Origin of the sequence: Robbsia sp. KACC 23696 (genome assembly GCF_039852015.1) — a bacterium.
In the GTDB taxonomy this organism is placed as follows: domain Bacteria; phylum Pseudomonadota; class Gammaproteobacteria; order Burkholderiales; family Burkholderiaceae; genus Robbsia.
This window is the reverse complement of the sequence record NZ_CP156628.1, coordinates 1,002,911-1,017,482: the sequence shown is the minus strand read 5'-3', so window position 1 is coordinate 1,017,482 and position 14,572 is coordinate 1,002,911. Positions and strand designations below refer to the sequence as shown.

General features: G+C 62.2%; 8 protein-coding genes. 3 read left to right on the top strand and 5 right to left on the bottom strand.

Annotation, left to right across the window (positions count from 1 at the left end; all coding sequences use genetic code 11):
• Nucleotides 1-66: 66 nt before the first annotated feature.
• On the top strand, nt 67-3,693 hold the full coding sequence (locus ABEG21_RS25570) for a hypothetical protein (RefSeq protein ID WP_347558404.1): 3,627 nt from the start codon (nt 67-69) through the stop codon (nt 3,691-3,693).
• A gap of 13 nt (nt 3,694-3,706) precedes the next feature.
• On the opposite strand, the gene ABEG21_RS25565 is transcribed toward ABEG21_RS25570, so the two are convergent.
• The 5 genes from ABEG21_RS25565 to ABEG21_RS25545 all read right to left on the bottom strand — a co-directional run bounded on the left by ABEG21_RS25565 (nt 3,707) and on the right by ABEG21_RS25545 (nt 9,970).
• A complete protein-coding gene (locus tag ABEG21_RS25565; protein WP_347558403.1) occupies nt 3,707-5,185 on the bottom strand; it encodes an MFS transporter in 1,479 nt (492 codons plus the stop codon).
• A 137-nt stretch (nt 5,186-5,322) separates the two neighbouring features.
• On the bottom strand, nt 5,323-6,663 hold the full coding sequence (locus ABEG21_RS25560) for an MFS transporter (protein WP_347558402.1): 1,341 nt from the start codon (nt 6,661-6,663) through the stop codon (nt 5,323-5,325).
• Nucleotides 6,664-6,778: 115 nt separating this feature from the next.
• Complete coding sequence (locus ABEG21_RS25555) at nt 6,779-7,510, bottom strand: ribonuclease activity regulator RraA (protein WP_347558401.1); 732 nt, start codon at nt 7,508-7,510, stop codon at nt 6,779-6,781.
• A 72-nt stretch (nt 7,511-7,582) separates the two neighbouring features.
• Nucleotides 7,583-9,346, bottom strand: coding sequence for an L-arabinonate dehydratase (araD, locus tag ABEG21_RS25550; protein ID WP_347558400.1), 1,764 nt, complete (start codon nt 9,344-9,346; stop codon nt 7,583-7,585).
• A gap of 147 nt (nt 9,347-9,493) precedes the next feature.
• Nucleotides 9,494-9,970: a helix-turn-helix domain-containing protein gene (locus ABEG21_RS25545; protein ID WP_347558399.1), complete on the bottom strand. Its 477-nt coding sequence runs from the start codon at nt 9,968-9,970 to the stop codon at nt 9,494-9,496.
• Between the two features lie 143 nt (nt 9,971-10,113).
• On the opposite strand from ABEG21_RS25545, the gene ABEG21_RS25540 reads away from it, so the two are divergent.
• Nucleotides 10,114-11,235: an NADH:flavin oxidoreductase gene (locus tag ABEG21_RS25540; RefSeq protein ID WP_347558398.1), complete on the top strand. Its 1,122-nt coding sequence runs from the start codon at nt 10,114-10,116 to the stop codon at nt 11,233-11,235.
• 1,192 nt (nt 11,236-12,427) lie between these two features.
• On the top strand, nt 12,428-14,458 hold the full coding sequence (locus ABEG21_RS25535; protein WP_347558397.1) for a hypothetical protein: 2,031 nt from the start codon (nt 12,428-12,430) through the stop codon (nt 14,456-14,458).
• The last annotated feature ends 114 nt before the right edge of the window (nt 14,459-14,572 follow it).

The window sequence follows — 14,572 nt, the reverse complement described above, 5'->3', positions numbered from 1 at the left end:
GCGCCGTGGCGGATCTTTATCCGCTATGCCCCCGTCATGCCGGCCGATCCTGCTTGCGAGGCCTCCATGGAGGCGACGACTATGGTGGGATGGACAGCACAGCAAGGCGCGTCGGCGTCGATGCAGAGCGCCGTATGCAATCGCTCGGCGGACGGCGCGGCGCAATCCGATGCGCACACCGCAGGCGGGGCGCCGGTAGCGGTCGGTAATGCATCGGAGCATGACGCGTGGCGCCAGCAGCTCGCGGTCGTGACCGGTGCCTTGCATGGCGCGATCGAAGCCGGGCGGCAGCAGGGTTGGGATATCGCTGCCGCCGCGGCGCCGCGAACGGATGTCGCCGTCGGCGCTTTGGCAGACGGCCGCCGTCGCCGCCGGGCGTCGCGCCATGCACTGGCGCAACGGGCGCGTCTTTCCGAGCGTAGCATCTCGGTCGCGACGGTGGCCACTGTGCTGCGGCAACTGAGCCAGTGCAGCGCGCCGTTCACGCACGGATCGCAATTGGCGCTCGACCTCTATGCGGCCGCCTCCGGTGATGACGTCTCGCAGGAAGTGCGCACGGTGCTGCGGAAATGCGGGGCGGTCCTCGACCAATTGAGCAGCCTGATTCCGCAGGTTTTCTATCTCCAGATGGTCTGCAACGGCTTTCGGATCGCCGCAGATGCCATGGAAGGAAAGCCGGTTGTTCCCGAAGACGGCGCCGCAATGATGGCGTTGCTATCGCAGATCATCACGATGCGCACCCGGCTGCTGTCCTCCTACCTGACGCCGACCGCCGGACGGCTGGCCGCGCGCGTCGCGGCCTCGCGCCTTGTCGCGGCGCAACTCGCTTCGAGCGCGGCGAGAGGGGGCGTCGCCGGCAGGCGTCTGATGATGGGGGGCCGTCCGGGCGGTGGACGCTATCGCGTGCCGTCGCGCGCGACCCGGCCGTTACGGCATCGTTCGGATTCCGAGGTGGCCGTGGTGTATCCGGGCAAGGTCATTCCCGGTGCGCCGCAACAACCGCCGGTCTGGAGCACGCGCGACGAAGTACGAACGTCGGTGTCCTTCTCGCGACCCGAAACGAATGCCTATCAGGAACTGGGCTCACGCGTGAGCCTGTCCGACTTCAATACGGCGACGCGCGACGTGCACGCCTGGATCGGCATGTACGAAGAGACGGGCCACCCCGAGCACTCCGCGGCGGGTGGCCCGTCGGCATCGACCCTGACACCGGAGACCAGCACGTCCGCGGCATCGCAGACCGTTTCCACGGCCTTGCCTTGGGCAGGGACAGCCCGGACCGCGCAGACGACGATGATGCCGTTGACCGCGATGCCCGATATCGCCGCGGCGTCGAACGACACGCTTGGCGCCGATACCGCGTCGCACTTTACGATGCCGCCGTGGTTTCCGAATGCCGTGATGAGCCAAGAGGGCATGGCCTTGCTCGATGCGCTGGACGCGCAATCCGCACGCAGCGAATATCAAATTGCCTATGTCAATCGCGTACCGGTTCGCACGCGATGGCCGAATGAAACGTTGTGGGAACCGATACCGCTACGCGAATATCGTGTACCGAATGTCAGCGTGGCAGGCAGACGTCAAGGCGAGCGTTTCACGCAGGGCACCAGCGATTACGTGGCGTTCGGACGTTTCGCGGTAGGGGTGCGTGAGATTCTGCCGGGGAAGTTGTGGGCGATCGATCGGCGCGGTCAACGGGGCGCCTACCTGCCGCATTATCCGCTGGAGCCCGATGGCAGGCGGTGGAAGCCGCGCAACGCGACGCCCACGCCGGCCTTGGAAGCCGAAGGGCCGTCGTCTGAATGCGATGGCTTCATCCGTTATCTAAATCGGAAATTTATCGATTTCTCGGACGTTCGCATCGACGTCCCGCGTAGTGTCATCGACGATGAAGAGCAGATCGTCGACTTGGCGCAGCGACTCGAACATCCGTTGCCGGGAGCACATAAGACACAAGTGCTCTATACCGATGCAGGGGATTTTCTGATCGAAGGCGAATACGGCTACTACACGCTGGCTTATCACGACGACACCCGGTCGTTTTTCGTCAGCGGCAGCAATGCGGAAGGCGAAACAAGGGAAGTACCCGTCTTCTTCGATACGGCGCTGAGCCGGTGGGTCGTGGCCTATCTGCCGCATCTGGCATCGCTGGAGGACGACACCGATGCGGCGCCCCGTGAGTACGATGGGTTCGTGGAGTACGAGGAAGGCGATGCATTCGAGGGGCAAGCGCAGACCGGAAGCGAGATGCCGGTTGTCGACTCGCCGACGGCCGCGCCGACGGCGGATCTCGATGCCCCTTCGCCCGCGCCAAGCAACCGCAATGCCTCGATGACCTTGCAGGGTCATCCCTCGGAATCAGACAACGTCCGTGCGGCGCACACGGCGAAACTGGCGGACAAGGTCTGGATCAGCGAATGGTCCGCGCTACTGATGCAAATGCGAGAGATGCCATTCTTTACATCGCGCGCGGGACGCGACGTCTTACGCTCCCGGCTCTACATCGCATTGGCGAATACATTCGGTGCGATGCACTACGATCTGCCGGACGTCGCGCGAGCCTTCGTCAACGCGTCCGTGCCGGCACGGCCGTTGGATGACGCCGCGCCACCGCGCGACGCGGGTGACGACGGCGCGCCGTCCTGGCACGATCACATCGCGCCTTTCTATCCGCCGCGGGACCGCTGGGAGCGCATGTCGATTCAGCGCCAGCAAGAACAACTGGGCCTCTTGCTACGCCTGGCCTATCCGCGCGAAGGCGGCTTGATGCCGTTATGCGGTAACGGCGATTGCAGCGTCGCCGACCCTGCATTTCACGCTGGTCTGGTCGAAGCGGAACGCGGGTTGAGAGATCATTATCTTGAGATCGCTTTCGTGGATCGCCGTACGGGACGTCGGCATCCGATGTTGCTCTATGTGGATGAGCCGCACGCGCTGGCAAGCTTGATCGGGGGCGTGGTACGGGAACAGGCGCGTGGCACCGAGCCCCCGCGGCTCGACCCGCTTGCGTTCTGTCAGTATCTGGTTGCGCATGCGGACCATCTATTGCTGATCGACATTGCGCGCCCGAGCCAGCTCTGGGAGTTCGACAACGTGACCACACTGGAAGGCGCCGCCGCGCGTCTGGTGGCTGTGCTGGAGCGCCGGCAGTTGGGAACGGGGCTCGATCAGGATTTTGCCGTTCAAGTGGTCGTGCCACCCTACACGCCGGCGGCGGCTGCGTCGGGCAGCGTCGTCGAACGCATCGGACAACGTCTGTATGAGCGGGTGGTTCGCGGCCCGGACAACGCGTGTAGCGGCCCGTCCTGCTTCACGCCGCCTGTTGACGAGGGCATTCCCGGAAATGCCTCCACGCGCGCCGGCCCGGAGGCCTTGCTCGAATTGGTGGGACAAGGGGCAGCGCTGCCGCAGGGCGTATCGATCGCGTCGATTGCTCGGGAGGTGGCCGCGGTGCCGAATGCTACCGATCTGCCGCCGGTCTGCGCGGCGTTATTTGCCGCGCTGGCCGATGCCTTGCCAAGAGCGGAGGATCCCGCCTTGCGTGGCGCGGTGTCACGCTTGACGCTGGGGGCGCTGTTTCACGTCGATCAGGCGGCGCGGGAGGTCGACGACGGCACGGAGACGCGGGTCGTCGAGGCGTGTGGGGTCATCGATGCAGCAATGAAGCGCCTGGATAGGGATCGGCAGGACTGATGCGCCGCCCTACTCAGACGCGTTTGCCGGGTTGCGGTAGGGCACCCCAGTCGTGCAAGTCCCGTTCTTGCGCCGTCGCGCCACTGCGGCGGCCTGGTGCCGTTTCCGGGAGGCTCAACAGCGCGGCGATCGATACGACGCAGATCACGGCGATATAGAGAATCAGTTCGATTGGTTCACCGTCGGCCATCTGGACCAGCTTGATCGCGAGCACGCTGAAGACGCCGCCGCCAACCAGCGATCCCGTCTGCCAGATCAGCGCGATCCCGCTGCACCGTACGCGCGTGGGAAACAGCTCCGGGAACAACGACGCTTGCGGCGCGAAGCACAGTGCGTGACCGATGGGCAGTGCGACGATCATGGCCAGTTGCAGCGCCAGGCCGCCGGTCTCCAACGCATGGAAGAAAGGCCAGATCAACAGCAGTTGCACAGTCGCCCCCGCGATAAAGACCGGGCGGCGACCGATGCGATCGGTCAGCCAGCCGGCGAGGGGAATCGTGAACAACTCGATGATCACCGCGATGATGATGGTCCGCAGGATGACGTTCGATGGGATGCCGTGTACCTTGCCATAGGCCAGTACGACCATCGAATAGAAGGTAAAGGACACGGTCTCGACCAATTTGGCGAGGAGTCCGCGCGCCGTGACGCTTGGGAAGTCGCGAAGCACATCGCGCAGGGGAGCGCTCGCCATCGTTTTCGCTTCGCGAATCTGTGTAAATGCGGGCGACTCATGGATTCGCAGTCGGATATACAGGCCGATCACCACCAGCAAGGCGCTGGCAAGAAAGGGTATCCGCCATCCCCAGCTCAAGAATTGTTCCGATGACAGCGTGCCGGTCAGGACGGCAAACAAGGCCGACGGTATCAGGAAGCCGGCCGGCGCGCCTAATTGGACCAGGCTGGTCATCAAGCCACGTCGTTGCGGCGGCGCGTACTCGGCCGTCATCAACACGGCGCCGGCCTGTTCGCCACCCACGCCGAAGCCCTGCAGCACACGCACGAGTATCAGCACGGCGGGCGCCCATGGACCGATTTGCGCATAGGTGGGCAGCAGGCCGATCACGACGGTGCCGATGCCGACGATCAGGATCGTGACGACCATCGCCTTTTTACGCCCCAGGCGATCGCCATAATGTCCGAAGACCATGCCCCCAATCGGCCGTGCCACAAAGCCCACCGCAAAACTGGCGAAGGCCGCGATCGTCCCGATAAACGCATCGGAACTCGGGAAGAACAATTTGCCGAACACCAAAGCGGCGGCCGTGCCGTAGACGAAGAAGTCGTAATACTCGGCAATCGTGCCGATCGTCGAGGCCATTGCGACGCGGCGCGCGCTAGTGGTGCCGCTTTCGGCGGAATTGGCAGCAGCAGCGTCAGCGGCAGGGACGACGCGCCGCCGCGTGCGTGGCGCGCTGCCAGACCGCGCGGCATGGCCGTGCGCCGAATGACGATGTGATGCGTGAGCAGGCTTCGGACCGGTGAAACGCATACTTTGTCTCCTGATGTCCGCCGTGATGCGTCTTTGCGCGTCTGCTTGCTGCTGAAGGGCGGCGGGGTGGTGGCTGACCAGGCCATCGTCAATCGGTCGTCTGCCTATCCTGGCGTATTCGGTACGGGAATAACGGACTACTGCGCGTATTGCTCGCGCTTGTCATCGGCGTGCGGACCGCGTTTACGGCGCGAGAGCAGCACTGCGGTGACGATCGCGAAAATCAGCAGACACGTCGCCGGCACCAGCATCGGTGCCTTCGTGCTGCCGCTGATCTGGCGCACCCAGGGAACGATGTTTTGCGCGATAAAGCCGCCGATGTTGCCGAGCGAATTGATCGCGGCGATGCCGGCTGCGGCACGGGCCCCGGTCAGGAAGCGCGGCGGCATCGTCCAGAAAAGCGGCAGCAACAGATAGAGACAGGGCGCGCCGATGCATAGCGCGACGAAACGCGAGGTATTGCTCGGCAGCAAGACGCTGCCCAGAAAGCAGATCATGCCGAGGATGGCAGAGATCAGCATGGCCCGACCGATACGATCGCGGCCATCGGCGTTCGCGCGCAGGCGCGCGGGGACGAAGGCGAGGATGATCGTCGCGAGGAGCCAGGGAATCACGTTCAACATGCCGTTGATCGTGTTGCTTACGCCGAAGCCCTTGACCAGCGTCGGCAACCAGTACGCAATACCGTAGACGGACATCGACAGCATCATGTAATACAGCGCCATGCCGATCACGCGCCATTCGGTCAGCACGTGCCAGACATGCACTTTAGCGGTTTCGGTCTTGCGCACTTCGGCCCGTTCGGCGCTCAGCGTGTCGTCTAGCCAGCGCTTCTCGCCGTCATTCAGAAACCGGGCCTTGTCCGGCGTTTCGGGCAGGAAGAGCAAGACGACGACGGTCAACAATACCGAAGGCAGACCGGTGACGACGAAGACCAGTTGCCAGCCGTCGAGACCCATGAAGCCGCCCTTGTCGAGCAGCCAGCCGCAGATCGGCGCGCCGATCATATTGCCCATGCTGCTGCCCAGGGTGAAGTAACCGAGCATTCGCGCGCGTGATTGCGCGGGAAACCACAACGTCAGGTAATAGATCACGCCCGGATACAGCCCGGCCTCCGATGCGCCCAGCAGGAACCGCAGGAAATAGAAGGTGGTCGGGCTCTTCGTGAAAGCGAGGAGGATCGTGACGACGCCCCACGTGAACATGATGCGGGCAATCCAGCGTGTCGCGCCGTATTTGTGCAGCATCACATTGCTCGGCACCTCGAACAGCAGATAACCGATAAAGAACAGCGAGGCGCCTAATCCATAGGCCGCCTCGCTGATCCCCAGGCTGCCGAGCATCTGCAGCTTCGCAAAACCGATGTTGGAGCGGTCGAGGTAGGCGACCAGATAAAGCAGGCCCAACAATGGCATCAGCCTGAGGGCGAGGCGATTGATCAGGCGCGGTGCGTCGATTTGCGGTGTGACGGTATTCACGAAATCTCCTGCATGGGATGACGCGCGGCGCGCGTCCCACGACAACATCACGGGCCATCGGCGTACGGTATGCACGCATGCGATGGCACGCTTGACGATCGATGATCGGACCGTTTCAGCGTTTTGCCTTCCAGTCCTGATACGCCGCCAACGTTTCTTCGTTCGGCGGATAATTGCCGCGCAGCGGATGGCCTTCGGCGATGCGCGATGTGATGAATTCCTCCATCAACTCCTGCTCGGCTGCGTCGGTCGCGACGTCCTCGGCCATTTCACGCGGGACGATCACGACGCCGTCGATATCGCAGACGACGATGTCGCCCGGATAAACCGGCACGCCGCCGCAGGCGATCGGCACGTTCTGGTCCACTGCGTGATGTTTGGCCAGATTCATCGGCGCGCTGGCGCCGGCGCACCAGAGCGGTAGACCCAACGCGGCGATCGTGCCGCTGTCGCGGACCGGCCCGTCGGAGACCATGCCGGCCACGCCGCGCTTCGCCAGACGCAGCGCCAGGATCGAGCCGACCGACGCGACCGCCGTTTCGCCGCGGCAGTCCTGCACCAGGATGCTGCCTGCCGGTGCGCTTTCGACCGCTTTGCGCTGCGGATGGTCCGGATCCTGAAAAATGCCGACGTGATCGATATCTTCCCGAGCAGGAATATTGCGCAACGTGAAGGCCGGTCCGACGATATTCGGCGTCCCCGGCGACGGCGGTACCAGCGGGCGAACGCCTTGCAGGAAGACATTGCGCAGACCGCGTTTGAACAGCTGCGTCGTCAGCGTCGCGGTGGAGACGTGACGCAGCTTTTCGAGGGCGGTGTCGCTGACGGTGATTTCGGATGAGCTCATGGTCTGTTGTGTCGGGATAAGGATAGGGCGCGTGTCATTGGGCCACCGTGCCGCGCTGCGGCGGTGCCGTCGTCAATGGATTTCCGGCTCGCCGCGTGCATCGGGTGTCTGGGTTTGCACGACCGCGGCTTTGACCGGCTCTTCGAGGAAGTCGAAGTCGCAGCCTTTGTTGGCTTGCGTGACGTGGATCTGGTGCATCACGCCGAAGCCACGCTCGAAGGGGCGCTTGGGGGCGACCCAGGCGGCGCGGCGCGCGGCCAATTCTTCGTCGCTGACATCCAGATGCAGGCGACGCTTCTCGACATCCAGTTCGATCATGTCGCCATCTTTCACCAGCGCCAAGGGACCGCCGACGAACGACTCCGGCGCCACATGCAATACGCAGGCGCCATAACTGGTGCCGCTCATCCGTGCATCGGAGATCCGCACCATGTCGCGCACGCCTTGCTTCAACAGTTTTTGGGGAATCGGCAATTGTCCCCATTCCGGCATGCCGGGCGCACCGACCGGGCCGGCATGTTGCAGCACGATGATCGAATGCGGTGACACGTCCAGATCGTCGCTATCGATTCGGGCCGCCATGTCCTTATAGTCTTTGAATACGACGGCCGGCCCGCGCGCCTTCAGCAGATGCGCTTCCGCTGCCGCCGGCTTGATAACGGCCCCGTCCGGCGCCAGATTACCGGTCAGCACGGCAAGCCCGTCCCGTTTGAGTACGGCATTGTCCCGCTTGCGGATCACGTCGTCGTCGAAGGTCTCGGCGCCGGCGATATTCTCGGCGAGCGTCTGTCCGTTGACGGTCATCTGGTTGCCGTCGATCAGATCGCCCAATGCGACGAGCAGGGCACGCAAACCGCCGGCGTAATAAAAATCCTCCATCAGGTATTTGCCGGCGGGACGCAGATTGGCCAACACCGGGGTGATCCGCGCGAGCTCGTCGAAACGCGACAGGGTCAGCGGAATGCCGGCGCGACGCGCGACGGCGACCAGATGCACGATGGCGTTCGTCGAGCCGGACATCGCCAGCACCGTCGTGATCGCGTTATCGAAGGATTTCGCCGTCAGGATGTTGGAGGGCTTTTGATCGGTCCAGACCATCTCGACGATACGCTGTCCCGTCAGCGACGCCATTTGCGCATGTCGCGAGTCGGGCGCCGGGATCGAGGAAAAGCCCGGCAGGATCATGCCGAGCGCTTCCGCGGCGCTGGTCATCGTCGACGCGGTGCCCATCGTCATGCAATGACCGGGGGAACGCGCGATGCCACTTTCGATTCCCTTCCATTCTTCCTCGGTGATCTTGCCCGCGCGCAAGTCGGCCCAGTACTTCCACGTATCGGAGCCGCTGCCGAGCGTACGGCCGTTCCAGTTGCCTCGCAGCATCGGGCCGGCGGGCAGATAGATCGTCGGCAGGTCCATGCTGATCGCCCCCATCAGCAAGCCTGGCGTGGTCTTGTCGCAGCCGCCCATCAGCACGCAGCCGTCGAACTGGTAGGAGCGAAGGACTTCCTCGGCTTCCATCGCGAGGAAATTGCGATAGAGCATCGTCGTCGGCTTTTGAAACGGCTCGGCCAGGGTCATAACGGGCATTTCGACGGGGAAGCCGCCCGCCTGCCAGACGCCGCGCTTGACCTCTTCGACGCGCTGCTTGAAATGCGTATGACAGGAATTGACCTCGCTCCACGTGTTAAGGATCGCGATCACGGGCTTACCCATGTAATCGGACGCGTGGTAGCCCATCTGAGCGGTGCGTGAGCGATGGCCGAACGAACGCAGATCGTTGACACCGTACCAGCGGTAACTCCGGAGATCCTCGGGTTTTTTGCGATTAGCGGTCATGGCGCGGCGTCCTGCGGGAAGTGAAATGAATGATGGTAGCGTTACCATCGGATGCGTCATCCGCTCGGCGCGACACGATCCTGTTGCTGGGATGGTAGCGTTACCATCTCAAAAAGTCGTTTCGGGATTTCCCTGACGCGGCAACGGTTAATCCGACGATGCTTCGTCGAAACGGGCTCGTGCTTCGTCGACGGCCGGTAAGTACTGGATCGTCCAGTGGTATAGCGCGGCGAAGGGATCACGCAAGGTCTCCCCCAAAGGGGTGATCGCGTATTCGACGGCGACGGGTGAGGTCGCGAGCACCGTCCGCGAGACGATGCCATTGCGTTCGAGGCGCCTCAGGCTTTGCGTCAATGCCTTCTGCGTGATGCCGTCGAGACGTCGTTTCAGCTCGTTGAAACGGTGAGGGCCGGCGCGTAGCGCTGCCAGAATCAGTACCGACCATTTGTCGGCAATCTGGTCCAGCAATAAGCGGTGCGGGCAATCCACACCGGTAATGACCTCGTCCTTAGTCAGGAAATGCCGGCACGGCAACGGCGTGCGATGGGGACCGGTATCCGGCGTCGAGGGTCGGGAATCCGCGTCGCCAAGGCCGGCGTGGGGTGTCTGTTGATCGAGTGTCATGCGGCGAGTGCGGTGTGGATGGTATCCATTCGGAAACCTGGTGGCATTGAGGTGCCTGATTGACGCTAAGTATATAACGGATACCATGTCGATCAAGCCGAATCGAGGCCGCTTGCCCAATTCAATTCAGGAGCTTTACCGCTATGCAGAACGCCGACCGCAATGCCCCGCTGTTTCAGCCCTTTCGTATCAAATCACTGAATCTGCCGAATCGGATCGTGATGGCGCCGATGACGCGCTCGTTTTCCGATAACGGCGTGCCCGGCGCGAATATCGTCGAATACTATCGCCGCCGCGCGGAGGGACAAGTGGGATTGATTCTGTCCGAGGGCACGGTGATCGACCGGCCTGCTTCGCGAAATGACGCAGGTATTCCCTTTTTCCACGGCAGTGCCGCGCTGGACGGCTGGCAGCAGGTCATCGATGCCGTCCATCGGGCTGGCGGCCGGATGGGGCCGCAGTTGTGGCACACCGGCTCGGTCAAGAGCCTTATGAGCGAATGGGTGCCGGATGCGCCGGTCGAAAGCCCCTCCGGCTTGGTGGCGCCGGGCGTGCCGCGCGGCGTGGCGATGAGCGACGAGAACATCGCCGACGCGATCGATGCGTTCGGCCGCGCCGCCGCCGATGCGAAGCGGCTCGGTTTCGACACTTTCGAGATTCATGGCGCACATGGCTATCTGATCGACCAGTTTTTTTGGGATGGTACGAATACCCGTGAAGACCGATTCGGCGGCGCGACGTTGCGCGAGCGGTCGACGTTCGCTGCGGAAGTCGTGCGTCGGATGCGCCAGGCCGTGGGTCCGGATTTTCCGATCATTCTGCGCGTGAGCCAATGGAAACAACAGGATTTCGCCGTGAAGCTGGCTGGCAGCCCGGACGCCATGAGCGATTGGCTCGGTCCCTTGGTGGATGCCGGCGTTGATATCCTGCATTGCTCACAGCGCCGGTTCTGGGAGCCGGAATTCCCGGCGGTCGATGGCGAGACCGGTTTGAACTTTGCGGGATGGGCAAAGAAGCTGACCGGAGCCGCGACGATCAGCGTCGGCTCGGTCGGTCTGTCGGGCGATTTCATGGGGGCCTTCGGGGGTGAAGCGTCTCAGTCGGTCGGCATCGACGGCCTCCTGGAGCGGATGGCGCGTGGCGAGTTCGATCTAATTGCCGTCGGGCGGGCACTGATCTCCGAGCCCGCCTGGGCCGAGAAAATCCGTGATGGACGCGGTGATCTGAAAGGGTTCGACGCCAGCCTGTTGGGCGAGTTGGTGTAACAGCGTCGACCGGCCGCGCTGCGCTAGGGCGCAATACGACATGCAGCGGCTGGTATGCATCGTCGCGGTAAGCAAGGCGACATCGGTCGCAGTAGTGCCCCGTTTCAGATCGGTATTCAGCTAGGCCGGTTTGGCCATCGTTACGTGTTCGAAATGGCGTATTCGTGCGCGCGTGTCGCGAAGGCGCGGAAGTCTCGTATATTCGGCAAAACGAGATACGGGAGTGGCACGCCATGCAGAGCCAATCCGGGGTGACCTACTGCGACGGCTTTGGTGGTCGCCATGACGACCACGGTGGCGGGGAGAATGATCTTCCTTTCTACATTGTAGATAGACCGCCGCGCAGCCCCAATGAGGCGGTGCCGGCGTGGTGGGCCGTCGGCACCGATCTTTCTCCTCATGTCCGCCGCACACGGCCGAGCCCGTTGCGGGAAGGGCGAATGATGGAAATGCCCGAGGATCTATGGCATCTCATTATGACGTATCTACCCATATCGGATGCCATGGCGCTCCGATGTACGTCGGTTGGTGCGCATAAACACCTAAAAGTCGTGACCGATGCCATTCTGGATGGCTGTCGGATGATAGGTCGTCTTATATCGCATGCGGGTCCTGAGTCGACGTCCGCTTGGGCGGAAATCGACACGCTGCAGGTGCTGAGAATAGAAGCGCGCTGTGACATCCTCAGGCGATATGCCAAGCACGTCGGACTGCTCATTCCGATCGGAACGGCGCGTGCCGATACTTCCAAGATAGAGCCTCGGTGGGCGCTTGAGCAGCGCTATTTTGCGAGAAGATCACCTGTGTCAGGGACGATGCAGGGACAAATCGCGCAATCGTGGCGTCGCGTCGTGGACGACGCCTCCGCGACCTTGTCGCTACTCCGATGGATGGACTGTCTCTATGCGCTCGCGAGGAAGGCATATCGGGAAACGATCCCGTGGTCGAGTCTTACCGAGGCGGTGTGTGCGGCGTTGCGTACGCGACTCTTGGGCCTCCAGCGACGTTGCACAAGCGATGTGCTGAATCGGGGACGTGTCGCCCCGATGCGTCTCCCTGACGTCGCTTCCTAGGTACGACGCCGTGCGTACGGCACTGCTATTACGCGCCAAGGCACGCATATTCGTGCCGTTGCCTTGCGCGCGAGGAGGCATGACGTATATTGGGAAACGCGATATCACAGAGACAACTCATGGAGAGCGCACTCAGAGCAGCGTACAGTGAGGATGACAGCGACGGCTATGGAAATGCGCATAGCGATGACGAAGACGGTGACTGCAGCATGCCGTATGGGGCGATGTGCAGCCGTTATAGCGACATGCCGCGCGGACGCAGTCTCGACATCCTCTTGTTGAGAAGCGACGGTTGGAAAGGGCCGCTGTTGTTGCAGGAATCGCCGATAACGGAACTGCCGGCCGATATGTGGTGTCTCATCACAACCTATCTGCCGATGTCGGACGTGATGTCCCTCCGATGTACCGCCCGCGTAGTGCAGAAACACCTGAAGGTCGTGACGGACGCGATTCGCGGCGGCTGTCGGATGATCGCCCATTTGGCGCAAGACGAAAATGTCCGATCTCGGTGCTCGCCTGCATCCATCGAAAAATTGCTGACGCTTAGACTGGAAGCGCGCTGTGACATGATCAAGCGCTATGCGCGTCAGGCGGGGCTGAGCTGCCATGTGCTCGCCGTCAATAAAGTCGAGCCCTCTTGGGCGCTGAAGTGCCGCTACTTCGCACAACAATGTCCGCCCATCGGGAGCGAACATCAACGCTCGATGCGATCCTGGCGGATGATGATCGATACCACGAACGCGGCGTTGTGCGTTGTGACATTGGACGCCACGCAGAGCATCCCACTTTGCGATCTCTTTGCCGCCGACATGTATGCGCCGCTGTTGGGGGTGATTTCCGATCCCGCCGCGCATATACGAAACGTGATGGACAAAGCCGCCGCGACCTTGTCGACACTCCGGTGGATGGATTTTCTCTATGCGGTGGAACCGCTAAAGGAGCTATGGCCGCCGATCGGGCAGGCCTATCGCGCGCTGAACATCGATTTCGATCACACCTATCCGATGCCGCGGATCGAGGTTTTTTCTGCGATAGTACGCGCGGCGATCATGGGTTCGCATGGGGCGTCACGGTCGGTGCGCGAGATGTGTTTGGAAAGAATCCGCATGAGTCCGGAATGTCTGGCCGAGCAAATCCTCCCCTGCGTCACCCGGTCCCTCGCCGATTGGGTCGTCGTGGATCGTTTTGCCCGGGGCTTCGATTTATGTTGGCAACTGAAAGGCGTCGCGCAAAAATGGGGCGACGACGATGGCAGTTTTGTCGCGTCATTGCACCATTCGTTGCTCACGGCGCTGGCCAAGCGGGCGTACGGCGACGGGATGCCTTGGTCGATGTTGGCGGAGCCAACCCGTGTCGCGTTGTGTACGCGCGTATTGGGTATTCCTGCATGCGATAGTGCGTTATATGGCCTGACAGCCAGTCGAATGCCGGAATTTTGGCGCTTATATTTTGAGATTACCGATCCCAGGCCCGTTCCGCTGTCACCCAGTGCCGAGTCAAGAATAGACGCGCTTCCCTGGCCTTTGCAAGCCGTGTTGTGGCGAATCGCGTCCGATATATACGCCGATCCAGCGCGCGCCTTGCGCGGCGATCTCTTGAATGTGTATCAGGAAATGTCCAGCGCGCGCGTCGATTCCGTCTGCAATCAGGCGATGGATGTCGCACAACATGCATTTGCCATCCCCGCGATGCAGGCGCTGTTCCGGTGGAAGGTGACGCGTGCCTGTGAGGCTGTGTGGGACGCTACCGAGGCAGGCGAATCGCCTGCCTGTTCGGAGGAGATATCGCATGCAGTGCGATACCCCGAGTTCACCGCGCCAGCGTGGGCGGTCTTCGAGCGGTGTACGCGTTTGGAGCGCTTGCCGTTCGTTGCTGCCTTGTTCAGCTATCGCCGCGTCCTGGCGCGGTGCGGTTATGACTGGACATACGAAGCAGTGATATCGCAAGACGTCGTGACATTTTTATGCGATCCGCACGCTCAATTAACCTGTCCTTCTAGTGACATCATCAACGTTCTGTTGCACTACTTGCCTTCCTGCAAAGTGCATTTACCCGAATATCGCGTCGACCCCGACGGCTGGGAGTTGGCATTCGTCAAACGTTTCGACCTGTCATCGGCGGACGTGGCGTACGCGCTTCATATAGGTTAATCCAGGCCGTCGCGCGCCGTCGGTTCGTGTCCTGTCCGGCTTCTTCGTGCAGCCCCGCCATTGTGCGAAGGCCGTCCCGTATATTCGGCGGAGCGATATTATCGGGATGGCGGG

Excerpts from the sequence above, each read along its gene's own strand:
- ABEG21_RS25545 (WP_347558399.1), bottom strand. The coding sequence starts at position 9,970 with ATGACACTCGATCAACAGACACCCCACGCCGGCCTTGGCGACGCGGAT.
- ABEG21_RS25535 (WP_347558397.1), top strand. The coding sequence starts at position 12,428 with ATGGAGAGCGCACTCAGAGCAGCGTACAGTGAGGATGACAGCGACGGC.
- ABEG21_RS25555 (WP_347558401.1), bottom strand. The coding sequence starts at position 7,510 with ATGAGCTCATCCGAAATCACCGTCAGCGACACCGCCCTCGAAAAGCTG.
- araD (WP_347558400.1), bottom strand. The coding sequence starts at position 9,346 with ATGACCGCTAATCGCAAAAAACCCGAGGATCTCCGGAGTTACCGCTGG.
- ABEG21_RS25570 (WP_347558404.1), top strand. The coding sequence starts at position 67 with ATGGAGGCGACGACTATGGTGGGATGGACAGCACAGCAAGGCGCGTCG.
- ABEG21_RS25540 (WP_347558398.1), top strand. The coding sequence starts at position 10,114 with ATGCAGAACGCCGACCGCAATGCCCCGCTGTTTCAGCCCTTTCGTATC.
- ABEG21_RS25565 (WP_347558403.1), bottom strand. The coding sequence starts at position 5,185 with ATGCGTTTCACCGGTCCGAAGCCTGCTCACGCATCACATCGTCATTCG.